Annotated in this window: 19 protein-coding genes; 10 read left to right on the forward strand and 9 right to left on the reverse strand. The window is 69.6% G+C overall.

The genetic code is table 11. From position 1 onward, the window contains the following. Positions 1 to 460 precede the first annotated feature (460 nt). Both ACWEOI_RS05475 and ACWEOI_RS05480 read right to left on the reverse strand, forming a co-directional pair. Positions 461 to 3,001 (reverse strand): DUF6049 family protein, encoded by a 2,541-nt coding sequence (locus ACWEOI_RS05475; protein ID WP_452359013.1) that lies wholly within the window; start codon positions 2,999 to 3,001, stop codon positions 461 to 463. Beyond that, on the reverse strand, positions 2,998 to 3,552 hold the full coding sequence (locus tag ACWEOI_RS05480; protein ID WP_357088536.1) for an NUDIX hydrolase: 555 nt from the start codon (positions 3,550 to 3,552) through the stop codon (positions 2,998 to 3,000). Before ACWEOI_RS05480 ends, ACWEOI_RS05475 begins: the two co-directional genes overlap by 4 nt. 173 nt (positions 3,553 to 3,725) lie before the next feature. Here ACWEOI_RS05480 and ACWEOI_RS05485 point away from each other — a divergent pair, with 173 nt between their 5' ends. Further along, a complete protein-coding gene (locus ACWEOI_RS05485; protein ID WP_433669512.1) occupies positions 3,726 to 5,207 on the forward strand; it encodes a CCA tRNA nucleotidyltransferase in 1,482 nt (493 codons plus the stop codon). A gap of 27 nt (positions 5,208 to 5,234) precedes the next feature. Here the strand turns inward: ACWEOI_RS05485 and ACWEOI_RS05490 are convergent, their stop codons facing one another. Further along, the gene (locus tag ACWEOI_RS05490) at positions 5,235 to 6,125 is read right to left on the reverse strand and encodes a hypothetical protein (protein ID WP_433669511.1); all 891 of its coding nucleotides are present in this window, start codon (positions 6,123 to 6,125) and stop codon (positions 5,235 to 5,237) included. A 58-nt stretch (positions 6,126 to 6,183) separates the two neighbouring features. On the opposite strand from ACWEOI_RS05490, the gene ACWEOI_RS05495 reads away from it, so the two are divergent. From ACWEOI_RS05495 to ACWEOI_RS05510, 4 genes are all read left to right on the forward strand, one after another. Next, complete coding sequence (locus ACWEOI_RS05495) at positions 6,184 to 7,803, forward strand: DUF885 domain-containing protein (RefSeq protein WP_452359014.1); 1,620 nt, start codon at positions 6,184 to 6,186, stop codon at positions 7,801 to 7,803. 191 nt (positions 7,804 to 7,994) lie between these two features. Beyond that, the gene (locus tag ACWEOI_RS05500; RefSeq protein ID WP_433669509.1) at positions 7,995 to 8,747 is read left to right on the forward strand and encodes a 5-oxoprolinase subunit PxpA; all 753 of its coding nucleotides are present in this window, start codon (positions 7,995 to 7,997) and stop codon (positions 8,745 to 8,747) included. Positions 8,748 to 8,763: 16 nt separating this feature from the next. Beyond that, positions 8,764 to 9,501: a 5-oxoprolinase subunit B family protein gene (locus tag ACWEOI_RS05505; protein ID WP_452359015.1), complete on the forward strand. Its 738-nt coding sequence runs from the start codon at positions 8,764 to 8,766 to the stop codon at positions 9,499 to 9,501. Between the two features lie 3 nt (positions 9,502 to 9,504). Further along, positions 9,505 to 10,368, forward strand: coding sequence for a 5-oxoprolinase/urea amidolyase family protein (locus ACWEOI_RS05510; protein WP_433669505.1), 864 nt, complete (start codon positions 9,505 to 9,507; stop codon positions 10,366 to 10,368). A 27-nt stretch (positions 10,369 to 10,395) separates the two neighbouring features. Here ACWEOI_RS05510 and ACWEOI_RS05515 read toward each other — a convergent pair whose 3' ends face one another. The 3 genes from ACWEOI_RS05515 to ACWEOI_RS05525 all read right to left on the reverse strand — a co-directional run bounded on the left by ACWEOI_RS05515 (position 10,396) and on the right by ACWEOI_RS05525 (position 13,941). Then, positions 10,396 to 12,039 carry a DUF4185 domain-containing protein gene (locus ACWEOI_RS05515; RefSeq protein ID WP_452359016.1) on the reverse strand — a complete coding sequence of 548 codons (1,644 nt, stop codon included), beginning with the start codon at positions 12,037 to 12,039 and terminating at the stop codon, positions 10,396 to 10,398. A gap of 79 nt (positions 12,040 to 12,118) precedes the next feature. Next, positions 12,119 to 13,474, reverse strand: a complete 1,356-nt coding sequence (locus ACWEOI_RS05520) for a hypothetical protein (protein ID WP_452359017.1) — start codon at positions 13,472 to 13,474, stop codon at positions 12,119 to 12,121. Then, positions 13,471 to 13,941 carry an NUDIX domain-containing protein gene (locus ACWEOI_RS05525; RefSeq protein ID WP_433669500.1) on the reverse strand — a complete coding sequence of 157 codons (471 nt, stop codon included), beginning with the start codon at positions 13,939 to 13,941 and terminating at the stop codon, positions 13,471 to 13,473. The genes ACWEOI_RS05520 and ACWEOI_RS05525 overlap by 4 nt, the downstream gene beginning before the upstream one ends. 281 nt (positions 13,942 to 14,222) lie before the next feature. Here ACWEOI_RS05525 and ACWEOI_RS05530 point away from each other — a divergent pair, with 281 nt between their 5' ends. Together ACWEOI_RS05530 and ACWEOI_RS05535 are read left to right on the forward strand one after the other, a co-directional pair. Continuing rightward, positions 14,223 to 14,996, forward strand: a complete 774-nt coding sequence (locus ACWEOI_RS05530) for a pirin family protein (protein ID WP_357088559.1) — start codon at positions 14,223 to 14,225, stop codon at positions 14,994 to 14,996. A 9-nt stretch (positions 14,997 to 15,005) separates the two neighbouring features. Continuing rightward, positions 15,006 to 15,569, forward strand: coding sequence for a DUF4190 domain-containing protein (locus tag ACWEOI_RS05535; RefSeq protein ID WP_433669498.1), 564 nt, complete (start codon positions 15,006 to 15,008; stop codon positions 15,567 to 15,569). Here ACWEOI_RS05535 and ACWEOI_RS05540 read toward each other — a convergent pair. After that, entirely contained in the window at positions 15,547 to 16,059 is a 513-nt protein-coding gene (locus tag ACWEOI_RS05540) for a hypothetical protein (protein ID WP_433669497.1), read from the reverse strand. The genes ACWEOI_RS05535 and ACWEOI_RS05540 overlap by 23 nt on opposite strands. A gap of 90 nt (positions 16,060 to 16,149) precedes the next feature. Between ACWEOI_RS05540 and ACWEOI_RS05545 the strand changes: the two genes are divergently transcribed. The 3 genes from ACWEOI_RS05545 (at position 16,150) to ACWEOI_RS05555 (ending at position 19,483) form a co-directional block, all read left to right on the forward strand. Then, positions 16,150 to 17,001 (forward strand): Scr1 family TA system antitoxin-like transcriptional regulator, encoded by an 852-nt coding sequence (locus ACWEOI_RS05545; RefSeq protein ID WP_379271834.1) that lies wholly within the window; start codon positions 16,150 to 16,152, stop codon positions 16,999 to 17,001. A 31-nt stretch (positions 17,002 to 17,032) separates the two neighbouring features. After that, a complete protein-coding gene (locus tag ACWEOI_RS05550) occupies positions 17,033 to 17,413 on the forward strand; it encodes a DUF397 domain-containing protein (RefSeq protein ID WP_452359018.1) in 381 nt (126 codons plus the stop codon). Positions 17,414 to 17,500: 87 nt separating this feature from the next. Further along, on the forward strand, positions 17,501 to 19,483 hold the full coding sequence (locus ACWEOI_RS05555) for a M13 family metallopeptidase (protein WP_452359019.1): 1,983 nt from the start codon (positions 17,501 to 17,503) through the stop codon (positions 19,481 to 19,483). Between the two features lie 66 nt (positions 19,484 to 19,549). Here ACWEOI_RS05555 and ACWEOI_RS05560 read toward each other — a convergent pair whose 3' ends face one another. Beyond that, positions 19,550 to 20,629: an ABC transporter ATP-binding protein gene (locus tag ACWEOI_RS05560; RefSeq protein ID WP_452359020.1), complete on the reverse strand. Its 1,080-nt coding sequence runs from the start codon at positions 20,627 to 20,629 to the stop codon at positions 19,550 to 19,552. Between the two features lie 119 nt (positions 20,630 to 20,748). After that, positions 20,749 to 22,077 (reverse strand): ABC transporter substrate-binding protein, encoded by a 1,329-nt coding sequence (locus ACWEOI_RS05565; RefSeq protein ID WP_452359021.1) that lies wholly within the window; start codon positions 22,075 to 22,077, stop codon positions 20,749 to 20,751. Positions 22,078 to 22,084 lie beyond the last annotated feature (7 nt).

Here is a 22,084-nt window from a genome sequence, read left to right on the forward strand (position 1 = left end):
TAGCGCTGGGCGTCGGGTGGCATCGAGATGGGCCCGGTTCCGGGCGCGCGATTACCCGCGGCACCGGGATGTCCCCAGTGGTAGCGCTCTTCGGGCGGGACGTGGCCGGCGGCGGGTTCGGGGCGGCCCTGCTGGGGTCGTCGCATGATGGGCCCGGATTCGCCGGGCGCGGGGACGTGTCGTTGCGGACCGGTCGGTTGACCCGGATAGGGGCGGCCCGGAATGCCCTGCGGATTACCGGGAACCGCTCGCTGTGCTCCGGAGGCGGGGCCCTGCGGACCACGCGGTCCGGGGCGGGGCGCGCCGCGTTCCCACGGCGCGGAGGGGGCGCGGCGCGCCTGCTGCGGCCCGTCGGGCCCGTCCTGCCGCCCGCCCTGTCCTTCGTGATGTCCGGGGTGGCCCGCGGCCCGGCCCGATGAGTCCTCCGGTCGGCCGGATGAGCGTGGCCCGCCGTACTCGCTCACCGTGCCTCCTGTCGTTTCATGTCCTGCTTGCGCCCGCGGCCGTCCTGCTCGGGACCGTGGGCGGCGCCGGCGTCGAACCCCTCCTCGTCGGCCGGATCGGACTGTCCGCGGAAGCGGTGCCAGAGCCGGCGACCGACCAGCAGGAGCAGGAGTGCACAGGCGCTCGCCGTAATTATTGCCAACACCTGACCGTAGGCGTTGGATCGCACCGATACCGATACCGCGTTGCCGAGCGGCACGCCGTCCGGTGTGCTGAGTCCGATCGGAATGGCCAGGTTTCGGCTGTCGGAGACCTCGGTCGGGATCTGGAAGGACCGGTTTCCCTTGGCCGGCAGCTGCTGTTCGCCGATATCGGTGATATTCGTCTCGGCCGGTGCGTTGATCTTGAAGCGCACCCGGATGGCCACCGGCAGGTCGTTGCGGGCGACCAGCAGCAGCGGGCTCTGTTCGGAGGCGAGGGTGTAGACGCCGCCGGGCGGCAGCACGGTCACCGATCCGTACAGGTTGTTCATGGTTTTGGTGGTCTGGTCCAGCCGCCGCTGGGCATTGGTGTCGGCGGCGGCGCCCCCGGCCCGGCGGTCGGTCAGCGACAGCACCCGGATCAGGTCGTCGCGCAGCGGGGTGAGGAAGGCGCGCGGGCTGAGTTCCTGCTGCGGCACGTCCACCAGCGCGCTCATCAGTTCGGTGATGCGCTGGCCCTGCTGGTGCACGGGTTCGGCGTAGTGCGCGGGGACCGCGTCGTCGGCGGCCTGCTCCAGATAGTCGAGCGTGTAGGGCTGCGGATCGGGCTGTTGCGCAAGCAGTTCGGTGAGCGGTCGCGGAGTGGCGAGGTTGTTGCGCAGCTGCAGGTCCAGCAGGGCGAGAACGGAGGAGGCCTCGTCCCGGTTGGCCCCCCACTGCTGCGGCGGCACCAGCAGCGCGGAACGCGGACGGCCGGGCTGTGGGTTGAGCGCGGTCCAGGCGACGGCCCCGAGCGCGTCCTGCAACCGGGCGGCGCGCGAGTCGACGGTGACGTCGTAGCGGGCCTTGTCCGGGGTGAAGGGCGGGGTCGGCGGGTTGGATCCGATGGCGGCGAGCGCGGTGGCGGCCCAGATGTCGAAGGTGGCGGCGTGCGGCGCGGCCGGTGCGGGCTGCGTGGTGGTGCCGCCGGCGGGCGGCGGGCTGACGTCGGCCAGGGTGACCATGTCGGGGGTGCCGGGTTCGGGTGCGACGCCGGGCGCCGCGGGGGTCGCGGGCGGCGTCTTGGCGGTGAGCAGGTTGGAGCGGCCGTCGGCCGGTGCGACCGCGTTGTCGGCGAGCACGGTGGTGGTGAAGCCGTGGTGCGCGAAGAGCGCGGCGCCCTCGTTGTCGACGGTGCCCGCGTCCGGAATGGCCACGCCACGCACCGATTTCACGCCGAGTACGGAGTCGACGAGGTCGGCGGGCGCGTTGAGCGCGCGGTCGGCGAGCGTGACGTCCCCGGCCGCGGCCAGCGCGTTCGGGTCGACCTGCGCGAACGGCAGTGCGGTCACGCACATTCCGGGCGCGAGCGTGCGCAGTCGTTCCAGCCACGCCTTGGCGGCGCGGCCGCCGCTGCCGGACCGGGTGGGTCCTTCGGGGTCGGAGGGGCTGGCCAGCACCCGGTAGTCCCTGGTCATGTCGGACACGGTGATCAGCAGGTCCGGGTCGACGGCCAGGCAGACCGCGTTGATCAGGCTGCGATCGCGGGCGCTGTCGGGTTTGACGATGCTCTCCAGAGCCGAGAGCAGCTGGTCGAGCCGCCCGCCCTGGGCCAGTGAGGCGGCGAGGTCGTCGTCGGTGAGCAGGGCCTGGGCGTCGGGTGCGCCGGGCTGCCCGGCGACCAGGCGGGGCCGGTCGGCCAGCGGCCAGAGCAGGGTGGTGGCGACCGGCGGGGCGTCGACGACGGACGGGACGGGCTGGCCGGGCGCGTGTTTGGGGTCGGCGCCGCCGGGCACGCCGAGCACCGGCAGCAGGAAGCGGGCGTCGTCGAGCCGGGCCTGGCCGCCGTAGGCGGGTTGCCCGTTCACATTGAGCAGCAGCGGGTAGACGCCGGGCGCGTCGATGTTCAGCGACGAGATGTCGCTGGGCAGCTCGGTTCCGGAGTGCAGGGCGACGGTGACGCTGAACTGCTTGCGCTGTCCGGCGGTCAATCGGTCTGCGACGTCCTGGAATTCACCGGCGACGTCGTAACTGGCCTGGTCCAGGCGCAGCGTGGTGCGCAGCGCGCTGGGGTTGGTGACGGCCGCGCCGCGCTGGATGCGCACGCTGACGTCGTCGACCGGCCGGTCGCCGATATTGGTCACGGTGCCCGACACCACGAAGTAGGGGTCGCTGCCGGCCGTGATGGCGGTCGGTGTCACCGAATCCAGTGACAGTTTCAGGAATTTGGGTCCACTGTTCTGTCCGCTACCGCTGCCGGTGGGTTCGGCGGCGGCAATGGGCGTGCCGATTCCCGGGCCGATTCCCAGTGACGTGAGCACCGCCAGCATTACCGCGACGAGTGACAGCAGCGTGCGCCGCGATCCCGCACGCGTCATTGTCTGCCGTTCTCCATCCGGTCGATCAGCCGGTTGGCGACCTCGGCCAGCCTGCGTTCGTCAGCGTAGGCGAGCCGGGAGTCCAGCTCGCTCAAGGGAACCCAGGCCACCTTGGTGACCTCGACGTCGGCGTCGGAGAGCTCACCGCCCAGTGAGCGCATCAGGTAATGGTGCACGGTCTTGTGTACCCGCCGGCCCTCGGTGACGAACCAGTAGTCGATGCTGCCGAGTTCGGCGACCACGGTGCCGTGGATGCCGGTCTCCTCCTGGACTTCCCGGATGGCGGTCTGCTCGGAGGTCTCGCCTTCTTCGATGTGTCCCTTGGGCAGGGACCAGAGCAGGCGTCCGCGCCGGTCGGTGCGCCCGATGAGGGCGGCGCAGCGCTTCTCGCTGGGGCCGTCGAGGCCGTCCACCACGAGTCCGCCCGCGGAGGTCTCGCGGACGGTGCGCATGCGCGGTTTCGCCGCGCCGGTAGCTTTCGCCGCATTACCGGCCGAACCACGCCGCCGGGGCTGGCGGCGTCGACTGTTCGCACGATCGGCCGGGGACACTGCGTCAGTCTATAGGGGAGGGCGGCTCTGCCCGCCCCAGCGCGGTGGCTCCTATATATACAGAGCTCTCATAGCAGGTAGACACCGGTCGTGAGGCGGCACGCCGGATGCCCGCACCGGGTCGCGGGACACTATTCGGGAATTGCGCCCACGTGCGACTAAGCTGCGTCTTCGTGGTTTCGCCGAAGTCCGAGGAAGCAGCGCTCCGTCACCCCGCGCTTGTCGAGGATCGCCGTACTCGTTTGCTGGCGGCGGCGGCGATAACCCTCGGCAGGCTCTCGGAAGTGCTGACTCCCCTCGGCGAACTGTTCGCCGCGCACGGCCATCACCTGTATCTGGTCGGTGGCAGCGTCCGCGACGCGGTGCTGGGCCGGCTCGGCACCGATCTGGATTTCACCACCGACGCCCGCCCCGAGGTGGTGCAGGAGTTGATGCGCGGCTGGGCCGACAACCTGTGGGATACCGGCGGCCTGGCCTTCGGCACGGTGAGCGCGGCCAAGGACGGCCAGCAGCTGGAGATCACCACGTTCCGCAGCGACGCCTACGATCGGGTCTCCCGCAATCCGGAGGTCACCTTCGGCGACACCCTCGAGGGTGATCTGGTGCGCCGGGACTTCACGGTGAACGCCATGGCGGTGCGGATCGGCTCGCTGGGCGAGCTGGAGTTCGTGGACCCGCTGGGCGGTGTCGAGGCGCTGCTGGCCGGTGTCCTGGATACACCTGCGCTGCCGCAGGATTCGTTCGCCGACGATCCGCTGCGCATGCTGCGCGGCGCGCGGTTCGTCTCGCAGCTGGGTTTCGAGCTGGCCCCGCGGGTGCGGGCGGCGATCGTGGAGATGGCTCCCGAGATCGACCGCATCACCGCCGAGCGGGTGCAGGCCGAGCTGGACAAGCTGATCGGCGGCGAGTACCCGACCGATGGCATCGACATCATGGTCGAGACCGGTCTGGCCGAGCGGGTGCTGCCCGAGGTTCCGGCCATGCAGCTGGAGATCGACGAGCACCACCAGCACAAGGACGTCTACCAGCATTCGCTGACCGTGCTGCGCCAGGCCATCGATCAGGAGGAGGGCGATCCGGACCTGGTCTTGCGGTGGGCAGCCCTGCTGCACGACATCGGGAAGCCGCCGACCAAGCGCAATGAGCCCGGTGGCGGCGTCAGCTTCCACCATCACGAGGTGGTTGGCGCGAAGATGGTGCGAAAACGCCTGCGCGCCTTGAAGTATCCCAAGCAGTTCACCGAGGATGTGGCGCGGCTGGTGTACCTGCACCTGCGTTTCCACGGCTACGGCAAGGGTCAGTGGACCGATTCGGCGGTGCGCCGCTACGTGACCGACGGCGGCGACCTGCTCCCCCGCCTGCACAAGCTGGTTCGCGCCGACTGCACCACCCGCAACAAGCGCCGGGCCGCCGCGCTGCGTTCGACCTACGACGGGCTGGAGACGCGCATCGCGGTGCTGGCCGAGCAGGAGGATCTGGCGCGGGTGCGGCCGGACCTGGACGGCAACGCGATCATGGAGCTGCTGGATCTGAAGCCGGGCCCGGATGTCGGCAAGGCGTGGCGTTTCCTGAAGGAACTGCGCCTGGACCGCGGTCCGATGACCCGCGATGAAGCCGAGGCGGCCCTGGTCGAATGGTGGCCGACGCAGAAGTAGTGTCCGGCCCAGCGGTAAGGCGTTGCGTCAGAAGATGATCAGCGTCGTCCCCGCGACGATGGCCGATCGGATCTGCGCGAGATCGAACGAGCCGGTGATGCCCGGCAGGTCGATGCGGAAGAACACATGCTCGCCGACCAGTTCGGCTCGGCTGATCCGCGCCTGACTGGGTAGCCCGGTCAGCGGAATCGGGTTGAGCGTGGTGAACCGCTTGGGCGCGCGGACTTTTCGCCAGTGCGCGCGGTGCACGGTGATCGACAGGACGTTGTCGATGACCTCGGCGGCGGCCAGCGCCCGGATCCGGCGCCGCCGGTGCCGAGCCAGGATCAGTCCGTCGTCGGCGCGTTCCAGTTCCCAGTCGGGCTGCCAGCTGTTGATCCATTCCAACAGTGCCGCAAGGGTTATCACGCCGGTGAGGTCGAGCTGTGAGGTGCGGACCTTGGTGGGGACGCCGGGGATGAGCCGCAGCCCGTGGGCGATGACGGTCAGTTCCTCGATCGGGTGGGTGTTCCAGAGCAGTCCGGTGAGCACGGTCTTTGCTTGGAAGTGCGCGCCGCGCCGCCGCACCTTGAGCGTGTGCAGGGTGGCCCGCATATCGCTGCCGAGCAGGGTGGCGCTGACCTCCTGGCCGCCGAACTGGCTGAGGATGCCTTCGGACAGCAGGGTCATGAGGACATCGGGCATCAGCGCGGTGACGGTTCCGGACCCGAAGTCGGCGGCCGGTTCGAGCCAGGCGCTGGTGAAGCTCGTCCATTGCTCCACCCAGACCTGGTCGAACAAGCGTTTTCCGAGGTCCATGCCCAGGTCCACCGCGCGCAGGGGTGACCAGGCCTTCGGATCGAAATACGTGGCCATGATTGCTTCGAGCGTACTGGCCGCCGGTGGCGACACCAGGGTGGCGAAGGTGAACAGGAACACTCCCGGCGCCTCTTGTCATCCGTACTCGCGGATGTATCGGAACGCTAACGTGACCACCATGTCGCCGATCTTCGCCTCCCGTGCCGAGCGCATCGTCGATGCGCTGCTGACCGCCGATCCGCACCTGGCCGCCGAGGTCGGTGATCATCGCGCCGATGACCGGCTGCCGGATCTGTCGCCGGGTGCGGTGGCCGAGCGGGTCGCGCTGCTGCGCGACGCCTCGCACACGTTGGCCGAGGTGGATCCCGACGACCTCGCGCCGGAGGACGGCGTCGATCTGGCCTTGCTGCAGCAGCGGGTAGACGGCCTGCTCTTCGAGCTCACCGAGATCCGCGAGCACGAGTGGAATCCGCTGGTGCACAATCCCGGTCCGCTGCTGCATCACCTGATCGCCCGCCCGTTCGCGCCCGCCGAGGTGCGGCTGGAGGCGCTGCGTGCCCGGCTCACCGCGCTGCCGGACGCGCTGGCCACGGCGCGCGCGGTGCTCGGTGACATGCCGGGCGTCCATGCCGAAACCGCGATCGGCCAGTTCGCCGGGGTGGCCGCGCTGCTGCGCGACCAGGTGCCGGCGCTGGCCGCCGAGGCGCCCGGGTTCGTCATCGAGCCCGCCGCCGCCGGTGCGGTGTCGGCGCTGCAGGAGTTCACCTCCTGGCTGGCCGGTCGCCTGGACGGCGCGGACCGTGATCCGCGCCTGGGCCGTCGGTTGTGGGAGGCGAAGCTCTGGCACACCCTCGACACCGAACTGGGCTCGCGGGAGATCCTGGACCGCGCCCATCGTCATCTCGAGCAGCTGACCGGCGAAATCCGTTCGGCGGCGGGTGAACTGCTCGGCGTCGCGCACCCCGACGACGACACCGTGCGCCGCGCGCTGGAGCGGGTGTCGGCCGAGCGCCCGTCGAACGACACGGTGGTGGCCGTGGCCACCGACGCGCTCGCCGAGGCCACCGCCTTCGTCCGCGAGCACGACCTGGCGTCGCTGGTCGAGGACCCGCTGGTGATCCAGGAGATGCCGGAATTCGCGCGCGGGGTGGCGGTGGCCTACTGCGATTCGGTGGGTCCGCTCGAAACCGCAGAGCTCCCTACCTTCTTCGCCATCGCCCCGACTCCGGAGGGGTGGTCGCCGGAGCGGGCGGCGTCGTTCTATCGCGAATACAACGACCACATGATGCGCAATCTGACCGTGCACGAGGCCATGCCCGGCCACTATCTCCAGTTGGCGCGGGCCCGCCGCTTCCGCGGTTCGACCGCGGTCCGCGCATTGTGCTCGAGCGGGACCTTCATCGAGGGCTGGGCCGTCTACACCGAGAAGCTCATGGCCGACACCGGTTTCGGCGGGCTCCCGGTCCGGTTGCAGCAGTTGAAGTCCCACCTCCGCATGACCATCAACGCCATCCTGGACCAGTCCGTGCACTGCGACGCCATGACCGAGTCCGAGGCCATGCGCCTGATGCTCGACCGCGGCTTCCAGGAGGAGGGCGAGGCCGCCGGCAAATGGCGTCGCACCCTGCTCACCTTCACCCAGCTCTCCACCTATTTCGTCGGCTACACCGAGGTGGCCGCGCTGGCCGCCGCGCGCCCCGCCGCCACTCCCCTGCGGGACTGGCACGACGCGATGCTCGCGCACGGCTCCCCCGCGCCGCGCCACCTGGGCGCCCTGCTGGGAGAGCTGACGCCGTGACCGGGATCGAGGTGTCCGCCCGCCTGCACGACCGGGATGTCGGGTGGACGTCTACGCGTATTGATGCCTGGACCGCCGCCGGAACCGGCCGCACATTGCTGTGATCCATGACACAGTTTCTGTCGTGACATTCTTGTCGCCGGATGCGGGCGCGCCCACAATCGGATCACGACGACAGCGGGAGGACGCGGATGACGCTGGATCTGAACAGCGACCTCGGTGAGGGTTTCGGCGACTGGGCCATGGGCGATGACGCCGCCATGCTGGACGTGGTCACCAGCGCGAACATCGCCTGCGGCTTCCACGCGGGCGATCCGGCCATCATGCGCCGCACCTGCGCCCTGGCCGTGGAGAAGGGCGTCCGGATCGGCGCGCACGTGGGCCATCGCGATCTGGCCGGGTTCGGCCGCCGCGCCATCGCCGTCACCCCGGACGACCTGCGGGACGAGACGCTGTATCAGATCGGCGCGCTGGCCGGCTTCGCCGCCGCGGCCGGGGACCGGGTCCGCTACGTGAAACCCCATGGCGCGCTGTATCACCAGGCGGCCGCCGACCGGGCGCTGGCCGACGCGATCGTCGCGGCGCTGCGCGACTTCGACACCGATCTGGCCCTGCTGGGCCCGGCGGGCACGGAGCTCGAGCACGCGGCCCGGGCGGCCGGAACTCCGTTCGTGGGTGAGGGTTTCGCCGATCGCGCCTATACGCCGGAGGGTCTGCTCGCCCCGCGTGGGCTGCCCGGCGCCGTACTCGGCGCGGACGCGGCGGTGGCGCAGGCGCTGTCGATCGCGCGGGACGGCAAGGCGACGGCCGTGGACGGCGGCACGGTGGCGGTGACGGCGGCCAGCATCTGCGTGCACGGCGACACGCCGGCGGCGGTCGAGATGGCGCGCCGGATCCGCGCGGCACTCGACGAATCCGGTACGCCCGTGCGGGCTTTCACCTGATCGGGAATGGTGTGCCATGACCGATCCCCGGCAGATCGACGCCGCCGGCGAGGTGCGGGCGGCGGGTGACCGTGCGCTGCTGGTGATTCCACCGCACCACGCCATGGTCGCCGCGCTGGTGTCCGCGCTGGAGCCGCGGCCGCGTGGCGTGCTGGATGTCCTGCCCGCCGCCGAAACCGTGCTGGTGACCCTGGATTCGCCGCGGTCGCGGGAGCCGGTGCGAAAGCGGTTGCTGGCCTTGCTGAACCGGCTGGACTCGGCGGCCCGGGTCGGTGCCGGTGATCGGCGGTCACCGGCGCGGCCTTCCGCCCTCGACGGCTGGACTCGTGACGACGCCGTCGGCGATCGGGGTGAGCGGGCCGCGCCCCGCGAACCGGTCGTGATCCCGGTCCGCTACGACGGCGAGGATCTGCCCGAGGTCGCGCGCCTCCTCGGCCTGTCCGAGGCCGAGGTCGTCGCCCAGCACACCGGGACCGTATGGCATTGCGCCTTCGTGGGTTTCGCGCCCGGTTTCGGCTATCTGGAATCACCCGACGCCCGGCTGACCGTGCCGCGGCGCACCCAGTCGCGGACCGCGATCCCGGCGGGCGCGGTGGCCCTGGCGGGCGGCTATTCGGCCGTCTACCCGCGCCGCAGCCCGGGCGGATGGCAGTTGATCGGCACCACCGATTCATCGATGTGGGATGTGGACCGGGATCCGCCCGCCCTCGTGCGGGCGGGGACGCCGGTCAGGTTCGTCGACGCGGGGAGGTAAGTCATGAGCGCACTGCGGGTCGATCGGGTGGGGCCGCTGGCCACCATTCAGGATCTGGGCCGTCCGGGCTGGTTCGATTCGGGGGTGGGCGCGGCCGGGGCCGCGGACCGGGCCTCACTCCGGTTGGCGAACCGACTGGTCGGCAACTCCGAAGGCGCGGCGGGCATCGAAGTGCTGCTGGGCGGATTGGAGCTACTGGCCCAGCGGCATGTCACAGTGGCGGTGACCGGCGCGTCGGCCCCCGTCACCGTCGACGACCGCCCGATGGGCACGGCCAGCGTGCTCGAAATCGAGGAGGGCCAACGGCTTCGGCTGGGGCTCGCCGCCACCGGTCTGCGCAGTTATGTAGCGGTGCGGGGCGGGATCGAGGTCTCGCCGGTGCTGGGTTCCCGCAGCCGCGACACCCTCTCCGGCATCGGCCCCGAACCGCTGCGCCCGGGTGACCTGCTGCCGGTGGGCCCGCCGCCGCGCGCGCTGCCGATCGTGGACGTCGCGCCGGTTCCGGCGCTGGGCAACGACCTGCTCACGGTGCGCGCGGTGCCCGGCCCGCGGGCCGACTGGTTCACCGATGCCGCAGCGCTTTTCGCGGGCGAGTGGACGGTGTCGCCGGACACCGACCGGATCGGCGCACGGCTGGACCGGCGACGCGGGCCCGCGTTGCGGCGCAGCGTCGCCGGTGAATTGCCCACGGAGGGTATGGCCTTGGGTTCGGTGCAGGTGCCGCCCAGCGGTCAGCCCGTCGTCTTCCTCGCGGATCACCCGATCACCGGCGGCTATCCGGTGATCGCGGTGGTGGTGGACGCCGATGTGGACACGGTGGCGCAGGCCCGGCCGGGGCAGCCGCTGCGCTTCCGGCGCGTCGAGTGACCGCGCGGCCGCACGGATTCCGTTGCGCTACTTCAGTTTGGCGTGCATGAGGTACACGTTGTAGCTGTTCCACGCCGACATGGTGAAGTACAGATCGTTCCCGCTCGACCAGGGATGGATGAATCCGCCGTAGGTGGTGGGGTATTCGCCGGTGTTGACCAGCGTCACCGGATCGGTCCACGTCCCCTGCGGTTCGGCGGCGGTGCGCAGCACCAGCGCCCCCCGGTCGAGGTCCAGGTACAGCATCTGCCACCGCCGCGTCGACGCGTCGTAGCGCACCGACACCTCCCCGGCGGTTCCGGAAATCACCGGCGTGGCCAGTAATTCGTCGGGTCCGAACGCGGGTACCCAGGTGTTGCCGATCCAGTACTGGTACGCCGACTTGTCGAGCACCTGATCGCTGGGCACCCGGGCCAGCGCGATGGTGCCGAACCGGCCGTTGGGCGTGCCGAACATGTACGCGTACCCGTCGTGCGGGGTCATCGCCATGACCTGGAACCGCCCGAGTCCGAAAACGTTGTCCCAGCGCGCCCATTCGGATTTGGTCCAGGTGTCGCCGCCGTCGTCGGACCAGGCCAGCCCGCCCAGGGTGGTCCACCACATGCCGGGCTTCAGGCGGCTCCACCGCGCCACCGACATGTAGGTCAGGTACTGGCGGCCGTGCAGCGCGAATCCCGAGGTGGGGATGGTGGTGATCTCGAAGTTGTCGACCTTGCGGCTGGCCAGGATCTCGGCCGCGTGGCAGCGGCTGTCCTGGGCGAAGGTGTCCAGCACCAGGCCCTTGGACAGGTCGCGCTCGGTGCTGAAGGCGATGGCGTTGCTGCGCCAGTCCTGGTCGCCGTTGCCCGCCCCGACCGGCTCCCAGCCCTTGCCGAAGGTGTCGCCGAACACGACGGCGATCCGCCCGGGCTCGGTCTCCCACATGAGGCCGAGGTCGGTGCCGTCCACCGACCAGCGCATGTCGGTGCGGTTGCTGGAGCCGTGCCCGGTCACCTGGTTCACCAGCTCGAGTGCGTCGAGGGCGACGGGGGCGACGGGGGCGGCGACCGGCGCGGGCGCCGGCGACGGCACGGCCGGTGCGGGCTGCGGCTGCGGTTCGGGGGGCTCCCCGCCGGGGATCGGGATCGGAATGGTCTCGGGGACCTGATCGATCTGCAGCCGCGGCAACGGAATTCCGCCCGATCCGCTGTTGGCCGGCGGCGGGGGCGCGGGTTCGGGTGCCGGCTCGGTGGTGGGCGGCTCGTCGGTGGTGTCCTCGTCGTCGCCCGGCTCGGCGGGTTCGGTCTCGGGCGGGAGGTTCTCGGGCCGGGGGCTCTGGTCGGTGCGAATGTCCGGGCACGGGTTGGCGCACGGGTCCGCGGGCAGCGGCGCCGGGTCGATCCGGGTGTTGTTCTGGCGGGGTCCGGGGATCGGGACCGGCGTGAACTTCGGGACCGGGAGCTGGATGTGGATGGTGGTGTCCACCGGCGGGGGTGGCGGCGGCGGGAGGTCCGGATTCGGTTTCCGGGCCTGCGGATCGAATCCCGTTTCGCCGCAGGCGTTCAGCGGCGGCGGGGCCCAGGGCGCCAGGGCGTTCGCGGTGGCGGGCACGCCGGGCAGCAACATGACCCCGGCCATCGCCAGGCTGGAGAGTGCCAGTGCCGCAGGTGCTTCGGAGCGCCGCGCAGTCATTGAATCCACGGTATCGGGCCCGGTCGCATCCGCCAGAGCGCTGCCGCGTGTCGCCGGGCCGGTGTGATCGAGCCGATATCTATGCCGCGGACGGACCGGTCCGTCGGCGGCAATTCGCCCCGATGGCGACGATTCCGCAGGCGTAGACGGCGGCCGCGGCCACCACCACCGCGGGGGAGCGCCCGTCCGCCGGGATCAGCAGCGCGGTCCCGGCCAGCGCCAGCACGAAGGTGATGTTGAAGATCGTGTCCTGCAGCGCGAACACCTGGCCGCGGTGGGTGTCGTCGATCTCGATCTGCATGGCCGCGTCGCCGGTCAGCTTGATGACCTGCCCGGCCAGCCCGAGCAGGAAGGCCGCCGCGAGCAGCAGCAGTTCCGCCCGCCGCTCGGTCTCGCCGGTGGCGACGGTGATCGGCGTGACCAGGGTCAGCTGCACGATGATCGCGGCCACCAGGCAGCTCACCACGGTGCGCGGGCGGCCCAGCCGCGGGATCAGGAAGGGGGCCACCACGGCCGCGGTCACCAGTCCAGCCCCGGTCGCGGTGATGGCCGCGCTGAACTTGGCGAGGTGGGTGCCGACCGCGGACTCGTCGCCGCGGCGCAGCGCCAGCACCATGAGCAGGGTGTCCGCGCCGAACACGACGCGGTGCGCGCCGATCCCGAGGAAGGCGGTGGTCACGTCCCGCGATCCCCAGGCCGCGGTGGCGCCCCGGCGCAGTCCGGCCATGATGGCCCGCACGGTGGCGAGCCCGCCCGCGGTGTCGCCGGTGGGCCCGTCCCGGTCGGGACCCAGTGCCCGGGGCCGGAATCCGGCCACCACCAGCCCGCTCACGATCGAGCCCGAGGCGCTGGCGGCGGTCGCCACCGCGGACGCGAAGTCACCGGCCCCGATCAGCCCGATGAGCGAGAACCCCAGGCCCGCGCCGAGAATCGCGCATCCGGACGCCACGGTCGCCAGTACCGAGTTCATCGGGACCAGCCAGCGTTGGGACAGCACCTTGGGCAGCGACGCGGACACGCCCGCGCCGACGAAGCGGCTCACCCCGACCACGGCCAGCGCGCCCAGCAGGAGCGGCGTGGCCCGGATCCCGGCCAGCAGCCCGGCCGCGGTGGCCAGGATGAGCACCGCGCGCAGCAGGTTGGCGTACAGCAGCACCCGGCGGCGGTCCCAGCGGTCGAGCAGCGCGCCCGCGAACGGCCCGATGATCGAATACGGCAGCAGCAGCGCGGCGAAGCCCCCGGCGATGGCCAGCGGATCGGTCTGCCGCTCGGGGTTGAACAGGATCGCGCCCGACAGCGCGGCCTGGAACATGCCGTCGCCGAACTGCCCGGTGAGCCGGACCATGGTCAGGCGCAGGGTGCCCGGGTTGTCGCGCAGCGCGGCCGTCACCGCGGCGAGCCGGGTGCGCGGCTCGGCGGGCGGGGGCGCGGTCACCGCGACGGGTGCGTGGTCACCAGGGCGAACACGGCGGCGCGCATGTCATCGGCCATGGGCAGGTTGTCGACGCTGTCGGAATCGATCCACTGGTAGCGGTCGTGCTCGAGCGGGTCGAGCCGGATCTCGCCGGGTTCGGCCTCGACCACGAAGCTGTATTTGCGGACCCGCGACTTGGTGCGGGTGGCGTAGTCGAAGCCGCCCAGCACATCGGTGATGTTCACGACCCGCAGCCCGGTCTCCTCGAACAGCTCGCGGGCCACGCAGTCGGCGAAGGTCTCCCCCGATTCCACGCCGCCGCCCGGCAGTTCCCACATCCCCGCGTGCGAGCCTTCCTCGACACGCCGTACGACCAGGAGTTTGCCGTCCCGGAAGACGGCCACGCCCATGACGAAATGAGCGATCCCCTCGCTCTCGGCCTGCTGCCGGAGTTCGCGCTCGATGCCCGCGAGTACCTCGGGTCGCATCCCCCTGCTCTCCCTCCCGTTTCGCTTGCGGCACATCATGATACGGTCGCCGACCGAAACCCGCTGATGGTCGGGGCGGGATCCGGGAAGGTGGCGACCGGGCGACCGGACAATCGCCGAGCATTTGCCCGGGTCGATTGCCGGAAGCGTAGTACCTGGTCGGCGGCAGGTGGGGCAGCGCTGCCCGCACGCTAGAATTTAACCCGGAATTCAAGTTGGGCCGCTGTATCGGCCCCTACCCTGGAATCCGATCGGTGCTCGCCGGTGAGAGGAGTACGGCGGTGTCCACCCTCACGACACCACACATCGATATCCATCGTGGCGGCGACCGCATGAAAACCCGTGTGGCGTGGCTGGATTCGAAGCATTCTTTCTCCTTCGGAGAACACTACGATCCCGACAACACCCATCACGGCCTGCTGCTGGTCAACAACGAGGACATCGTCCTGCCCGGCGAGGGGTTCGAGACCCATCCGCACCGGGACATGGAGATCGTCACGTGGGTGCTGAGCGGCAGCCTGGTGCATCAGGATTCCCTGGGCCACAACGGCGTCATCTACCCGGGCCTGGCCCAGCGGATGAGCGCCGGCACCGGCATCCTGCACTCGGAGAAGAACGACTCCTGGCGGCTCAGCAATGCGCCCGAACACCAGGAGCCGGTGCATTTCGTGCAGATGTGGGTGGTGCCCGACGACTCCGGGCTGACCCCCGGCTACCAGCAGCTCGAGATCGACGCCGAACTCGCGAGCGGCGACCTGGTCACGGTGGCCTCGGGCCTGCCCCGCTACCGCGACCGCACGGCCATCGCCATCGCCAGCAGCCATTCCGCCATGCATGTGGCCCGGATGCCCGGTGAGGGCGCCGAGGTCCGCCTACCCGAGGCCCCCTACCTGCACGTTTTCGTCGCACGCGGCGAGGTGGAGATGGAGGGCGCGGGGACCCTGTACGAGGGCGACGCGGTCCGGCTGGCCCGCAGCGGCGGCCAGCGGGTCACGGCCAACCTGCCGTCGGAGATCCTGGTGTGGGAAATGCATGCCCGGCTCGGCGGGCAATAGCATCGGCCCATGAACCAGTACCCGCCGCCGGACCAGTACGGTCAGTACCCGCCGCAGCAGGGGCAGCCGGGAAACTACCCGCCGCAGCAGGGGCAGCCGGGGAACTACCCGCCGGGCGCGTACCCGCCGCCGGGCAACTATCCGCCGCCGGGCGGCGGGCAGTACTGGCAGGAGTCGCCGCAGCGCAAGGGCATGGCGATCACCGCCCTGGTCTTCGGCATCATCGGCCTGCTGACGTTCTGGACCGTCCTGTTCACCATCGTCGGCCTGATCTGCGGCGTGGTGGCCATCGTGCTGGGCCTGATCGCGGTGATGAAGGCGCGGCGCGGGGCGGCCGGGGGCTTCGGGATGGCGCTGACGGGCACGATCATGGGTGTGATCAGCCTGATCGGCGGTGCGGTGATCGGCGTGCTGGTGTGGACGGTGTTCAAGGACACCGGCGCCACCGACTTCCTGGACTGTGTCCGCGACGCCAACGGCGATCAGGCCAAGGTCGATCAGTGCCAGCGTGAGTTCGATCAGCGGCTGGAGGACAAGTTCAGCGTGACGCTCACACCGGTTCCGACGCGCTGACGCCGCCGGTGCTGGATCCGGCTGCCCCCGGGTGGCATTCGCGTACGGCCGCCAGCACTTCCGACAGTTCCGGTCGAAAGTCCCCTTCCGGCGGGTGAATCCAGGTGCGGTAGGCGTTGTGCTCGTCGGTGGGTGAGGGCAACACGATGGTGCTGCCGGGCTGCGCAACGGATGCGCAATCGCGGAAAAGATCCGAGAACAGCGTGATGTCGAGATATGAGTCGTCGCTGGGTCCGGTGAGGAAGGTCCAGCGGCCGGAGCGCGGATGGGCGATGACCGGACCGCGCCGCTCGCGCGCGGTGAGCTGGTCGCGGACCCTGCGGCCCAGCTCGGCGGGCATGGTCACGGCGCCGACGGCCCCGACCTCCAACATGATTCGGCCCAGCGTCGAATCCACCACGCCGTACAGCCCGTGGTCCTTGCGGTAGCGTCTGCACCGGGCCAGCGCTTCCTGGGTGGCGGTGTACGACGACGGGTCCAGCGCGCTCATGGCGAACCTCCTGCTACCGACAGTAAGCCCGCGCAATCACTATGACAATAGTCACACGCCAGCGAGTTTCGCGGCGTAGCATCGGTCGCCATGGCACCCGTCTCGCCTACCGTCGCCCGGTGGGAGCTGGTCCTGCGGCTGCGTGAATTACGCGAGCAGTGCGGCTTCGATTCGGCGACGTTCGCCAAGCGCGTCGGCTTCACCCCGGCCAATTGGTCGCATGTGGAGAAGGGCCGCCGCGTCCTCACCGCGACCACCATCGGCCCGGTGCTGGAGCTGCTGGAGGTGGAGGGCGAGGAGCGCGACGAACTGCTGGAGCTGCTGCTGCTCAGCAAGGAGCGCGGCTGGTGGGCCAAGTCCTCGGCGCTGATCGGGCCTGAGCTGCAACGGTATTACGGCATGGAGCTGGGCGCGGAGAGCATCCTCAGCTACGACAGCCTGGTCGTGCCGGGCCTGCTGCAGACCGAGGAATACGCGCGGGCGCTGATCAGCGCCGACGTCATGATCCGTCCGGTGCAGGTGGAACAGCTGGTGGCGGTGCGGCTGAAGCGGCAGGAACGGCTGCGCGGCGACGACCGGGTGGAGCTCACCGCGGTGATCGGCGAGGCCACCTTGTTGCAGCAGATCGGCGGCCCGAAAGTATTGCGCGGCCAACTCGAACATCTGGCGACACTGCTCGACGAACTGGATTCCATTTCGGTGCGGGTGATTCCATTCACCGCGACACGCGGCGCGATGCTGGGTGGTTCGAGTTTCCATCTGCTGGATTTCGCTTCCGAAAGTCTTCCCACCTTCACCTGGGTGGAGAGCGCGGTTTTCGGTGGGGCCGTGGAGGATCCGGATCAGATTCGCGATCTGCGGTTCGCATTTGTGCGCGCACTCGACCAATCACTCGGTCGCGCAGAATCTTTGGAGCTCATCAAACGCTATTCGCAAGGGTAGGAGACGCATGCGTAACGGTAAAATGCTGCACATGCTTACCACCGCGAAGTATCAGCCGGAATCCAGCGGCTGGTTCACGTCGACTCGTACCAATAACGGAAATCAGTGCGTGGAGGTTCGATTCGACGGTGATGCGGTGCTCATCCGCGACAGCAAGTACCGGCGCAATCCGGAACATCGCCCTGACGACGAGCCCATCATCACCGTCACCGCGGCCGAATGGATGACATTCCTGGCCGTCGTGCTGGGCCGCCATATCCACCGCACCGCGCTCATGGCGGAGACCGGTGCGGACGGCCACACCTCACTCCGGCACGGACCGATCACCCTGGTGTACACCCCCGGCGAATGGCGCGCTTTCGTCGACGGCGCCCGGGACGGGGAATTCGACCGGGTGCCGGTCGGCGCCTGAATCGGTGCGTTCACCCATCGTGAACGCAATGGGTGCGAAGTTCACACACCCCGGCCGGATGCCCTCGCAGTGGGCATACTGGGGATCGTGACTTCGCAGCTGACGCCTCCCTCCGGTATCGACCTGTCCTTCCGTGACGCGGACGTTCGGGTGCAGGACGACCTGTTCGCGCACGTCAACGGCAAATGGCTGGACACCTATGAAATACCGGCCGACCGGGCGGTCGACGGTGCCTTCCGCACGCTCTACGACCAGGCCGAACTGGATGTGCAGAGGATCATCCAAGACGCCTCGGCCGCCGAGGCCGCGCCCGGATCCGAAGAACGCAAGATCGGCGATCTGTACAACAGCTTCATGGCCGCCGAGGTCATCGAGGCCGCGGGGCTGACCCCGATCACCGAGGAGCTGGCCGCCGTCGCCGCGGTCGCCGACCGCGCGGAGTTCGCCGCCCTCATCGGCCGCCTGCAGCGCACCGGCGTCGGCGGCGCGCTGGCCTTCTACGTCGACACCGACGACAAGAACTCCACCCGCTACCTGGTGCACGCCACCCAGTCCGGCATCGGCCTGCCCGACGAGTCGTACTACCACAAGGACGAATACGCGGAGATCCGCGCGAAGTACGTCGCCCACATGCGCCGCATGTTCGAGCTGGCGGGCCTGGACTACGACGCGCAGCGGGTCTTCGACCTGGAAGCCAAGCTGGCCGCGGGCCATTGGGACGTGGTGCGCCGTCGCGACGCCGAATTGAGCTACAACCTGGTGACTTTCGCGGACCTGGCCGCAGAGAACCCGGAATTCGACTGGACCGCCTGGACTTCCGCGCTGGCCGCCGGCCTGGACCGCTCGGGCGCGGAGCTGTTCGCGGAACTGGTGGTGCGCCAGCCCGATTACGTTCGCACCTTCGCCCAGACCTGGGCGTCGGAGTCGCTGGAGGACTGGAAGGGCTGGGCCGCCTGGCGAGTCGTGAAGGCCCGCGCCCCGTATCTCACCGAGGCCCTGGTCGAGGAGAGCTTCGACTTCTACGGCCGCACCCTGACCGGCGCGCAGGAGAACCGGGAGCGCTGGAAGCGCGGCGTCTCCCTGGTGCAGGACCTGCTCGGCGAGGCGGTCGGCAAACTCTATGTGGCCCGGCACTTCCCGCCCGCGGCCAAGGCCCGCATGGTCGAGCTGGTGGAGAACCTGCAGGAGGCCTACCGCCGCAATATCTCCCAGCTGGAGTGGATGGGCCCGGACACCCGGAAGGCCGCGCTGGCCAAGCTGGAGAAGTTCACCCCCAAGATCGGCTACCCGGAGGAGTGGCGCGACTACGCCGCCGTCACCGTGGATCCCGCCGACGTGGTGGGCAACTACCGCAGCGGGTACGCCGCCGAGCACGACCGGGATCTGAACAAGCTGGGCGGCCCGGTGGACCGCGGTGAGTGGTTCATGACCCCGCAGACGGTGAACGCGTACTACAACCCGGGCATGAACGAGATCGTCTTCCCGGCAGCGATCCTGCAGCCCCCGTTCTTCGATATGAACGCCGACGACGCCGCCAACTACGGCGGGATCGGCGCGGTCATCGGCCACGAGATCGGCCACGGCTTCGACGATCAGGGTTCGAAGTACGACGGCGACGGCAACATGATCGACTGGTGGACCGAGTCGGACCGCACCGAGTTCGGCAAGCGCACCAAGGCGCTGATCGCCCAGTACAGCACCTTCTCGCCCAAGGACCTGTCCGACGACCACACGGTCAACGGCGAGTTCACCATCGGTGAGAACATCGGCGATCTGGGTGGTCTCTCGATCGCGCTGGAGGCGTACAAGATCGCCATCGAAGGTCAGGACTCCCCCGTCCTCGACCAGCTGACCGGCTTGCAGCGCGTGTTCTTCGGCTGGGCGCAGGTGTGGCGCACCAAGGCTCGCTCGGAGGAGGCGATTCGCCGTCTCGCGGTCGATCCGCACTCCCCGCCGGAGTTCCGTTGCAATGGCGTCGTCCGCAACCTCGACAGCTTCCACGAAGCCTTCGAGGTCACTCCCGGCGATGCTCTCTACCTGGATCCCGCGGAGCGCGTGAAGATCTGGTGATCACTCACGGCTGAAGACCTCGAGCCCCGTCCCGACGGGTGGGGCTCGAGGCCGGGGAGCGGTGGATCAGCGTAGGCGCTCTTCGGTTTCGGCGTCGAAGAAGAACAGTTCGTCCTGCTTGGGCGTCAGGTAGAGCCGGTCGCCGAGCGCGACCTGGAAGCGCCGGTCGACGCGCGCCACCACCCGGCCCGAACGGCTGGACCATTCGTCGGCCACGCCGTGCGAGTAGACGAACGACTCCGAGCCCAGCTCCTCGAGCAGCTCCACCTCGACCGCGAGCGCATCGCTCGCGTCGGTGGTGACCTCCCACGATTCCGGCCGGATGCCGATGATGACGCTCGCGCCGTCGACGCTGTGCGGCAGCGGGATTCGCAGCTCGTTCAGCACGGCCGCGCCCTCGCGCACGGGCGCGGTGAGCAGATTCATGCCGGGCGATCCGATGAATCCGGCGACGAAGGTGTTGACCGGGTTGTCGTAGAGCTCCCGTGGCGCGGCGACCTGCTGCAGCTTCCCGTCCTTCATCACCGCCACCCGGTGTCCCATGGTCATGGCCTCGACCTGGTCGTGGGTGACGTAGACGGTGGTGGTGCCGAGCCGCTTCTGCAGTGCGGCGATCTGCGAGCGGGTCGAGACCCGCAGTTTCGCATCGAGATTCGACAGCGGTTCGTCCATGCAGAACACCTGCGGCCGCCGCACGATGGCCCGGCCCATGGCGACGCGCTGCCGCTGGCCGCCGGACAGCCGCGCGGGTTTGCGGTCCAGCAGGTCCTCGAGCTCCAGCATGGCCGCGGCCTCCTTGACCCGAACCAGGGTGTCGGCCTTGCTCATTCCGGCATTGCGCAGCGCGAATCCCATATTGTCCGCCACGGTCATGTTCGGGTAGAGCGCGTAGCTCTGGAACACCATGGCCACGTCGCGCGAGCGCGGCGGCAGGCCGGTGACGTCCAGGCCGCCGATGCGCAGCCGCCCGGCGGTCACCGCTTCGAGACCCGCCAGCATGCGCAGACTGGTGGACTTGCCGCAGCCCGAAGGCCCGACCAGCACCAGGAATTCGCCGTCGGCGATCTCCAGGTTCAGGTCGTCGACCGCGGGGCCGGGCGCACCCGGATAGGTGAGGGAAACACCCTCGAACTGCACAGTCGCCATGTCGGGCGGGTCTCCTTGTTCAATACTCACGCTGCCGGGGGGCCTACGTGGTTACGCGGGCAAGCACGGGGAGGCGGAGCGACGCCTCCGGCCCCTGACGGCAGCGTGAGGGCTAGTTCTTACTTGGGCAGCTTGGGTGTGATCTGCCGGTCGATGATGGTCTGCAGCTGGTTGCCGATGTCGCCGAAAGCGCCTGCGACATCCCGGTTCTGCAGGCCGATCTGCTCGAGCCCGGTGCCGATGATCTGGTCGCCGCCGGGCACGAACACGCGCGCGTAGTTCTGCGGCTTGGTCAGCGGCAGCTGCTCGATGGCGGTCTTGAAGTTCGGGTTCTTGGACAGGAAGTCCGCCATGCTCGGATCCTGCTGCGCCGACTTGCGTACCGGAATGTAGCCGGTGGCCTGCGAGAAGTAGGAGGTGTTGGCCGCGTTGGTGATGAAGTCGATGAACTTCAGCGCGTTCTCCTTGCGGGCGTCGCTGATGCGCGACGGAATCGCCAGGCCCGCACCACCGGTGGTGGCGCCCGCCCCGTTCGGGTGCGGCAGGAAGCCGGTGCCGAATTCGGTCTTGCCCGCGGAGTTGGTCTTGATGCTCTTGAGGTCACCGGTGGAGCCGATGGCGGAGGCGATGATGCCGTTGCCGAAGTCGACCGCGTAGGTGGGCCGGATGCTGGCGTACTTCTTGGTGTTGATGGAGTCGCGCAGGTACTGGCCGGCCTTGACGGTGGCCGGGTCGGTGAACTTGAGCTTCCACTCGTCGGAGTACGCGCCACCGAAGGTCCAGCACGGGCCCTGGAAGGTCCAGGCCAGGTAGTTCTTCGCGTCGCCCCAGCCGTGCGCCCACTTGTCGCCGCCGAGCACGCCCTGGATCTTGGGGCCCCACTCGTCGAATTCGTCCCAGCTGTTCGGGGTGCGGTCGGGCAGCCCGGCCTTCGCCCAGACGTCCTTGTTGTAGTAGAAGATCTGCGTCGAGCGCGAGTACGGCAGCGCCCAGGTCTTGCCGTTGAACTTGTAGTCGCCGATGAAGGTGTCCACGTAATCGGACACGTTCACCCCGGCGCTGGCGAAGTGGCTGTCCAGCGGCTCGATGGTGCCGTTGAGCGCGTAGTTGAACCACCACACGTCGGACAGGATGACCACGTCGGGCAGTTCGCCGCCGGAGAGCGCGGCATTGAACTTGGTCGCGACCTCCTCGTAGTTCTTGCCGGCGTCGACCAGGTTGACCTTCAGGTCCGGGTACTTGGCCTGGAACCGGTTGATCAGCTCGGTTTCCTGGTCCTTGGAGGTGCCCGGGTGGTTGGACCAGAAGGTGATGGTCTTCGAGTCGCCGCCCTGGGTGCCGCCGCCACCGGAACCGGCGCACGCGGTCAGGGCCGCGGCGCCGGCGGCCGCACCGGCCAGGCCGAGGAAGCCGCGACGCGAGAGCGCGGGAAATCGTGATTCGGACACAGGGATC

This window comes from Nocardia sp. NPDC004340 (assembly GCF_053602575.1).

What these genes read in the sequence shown, in the direction of transcription:
- ACWEOI_RS05475 (WP_452359013.1), bottom strand. Translation starts at nt 3,001, where the DNA reads ATGACGCGTGCGGGATCGCGGCGCACGCTGCTGTCACTCGTCGCGGTA.
- ACWEOI_RS05495 (WP_452359014.1), top strand. Translation starts at nt 6,184, where the DNA reads ATGTCGCCGATCTTCGCCTCCCGTGCCGAGCGCATCGTCGATGCGCTG.
- ACWEOI_RS05500 (WP_433669509.1), top strand. Translation starts at nt 7,995, where the DNA reads ATGACGCTGGATCTGAACAGCGACCTCGGTGAGGGTTTCGGCGACTGG.
- ACWEOI_RS05505 (WP_452359015.1), top strand. Translation starts at nt 8,764, where the DNA reads ATGACCGATCCCCGGCAGATCGACGCCGCCGGCGAGGTGCGGGCGGCG.
- ACWEOI_RS05510 (WP_433669505.1), top strand. Translation starts at nt 9,505, where the DNA reads ATGAGCGCACTGCGGGTCGATCGGGTGGGGCCGCTGGCCACCATTCAG.
- ACWEOI_RS05515 (WP_452359016.1), bottom strand. Translation starts at nt 12,039, where the DNA reads ATGACTGCGCGGCGCTCCGAAGCACCTGCGGCACTGGCACTCTCCAGC.
- ACWEOI_RS05525 (WP_433669500.1), bottom strand. Translation starts at nt 13,941, where the DNA reads ATGCGACCCGAGGTACTCGCGGGCATCGAGCGCGAACTCCGGCAGCAG.
- ACWEOI_RS05535 (WP_433669498.1), top strand. Translation starts at nt 15,006, where the DNA reads ATGAACCAGTACCCGCCGCCGGACCAGTACGGTCAGTACCCGCCGCAG.
- ACWEOI_RS05540 (WP_433669497.1), bottom strand. Translation starts at nt 16,059, where the DNA reads ATGAGCGCGCTGGACCCGTCGTCGTACACCGCCACCCAGGAAGCGCTG.
- ACWEOI_RS05545 (WP_379271834.1), top strand. Translation starts at nt 16,150, where the DNA reads ATGGCACCCGTCTCGCCTACCGTCGCCCGGTGGGAGCTGGTCCTGCGG.
- ACWEOI_RS05550 (WP_452359018.1), top strand. Translation starts at nt 17,033, where the DNA reads ATGCTTACCACCGCGAAGTATCAGCCGGAATCCAGCGGCTGGTTCACG.
- ACWEOI_RS05560 (WP_452359020.1), bottom strand. Translation starts at nt 20,629, where the DNA reads ATGGCGACTGTGCAGTTCGAGGGTGTTTCCCTCACCTATCCGGGTGCG.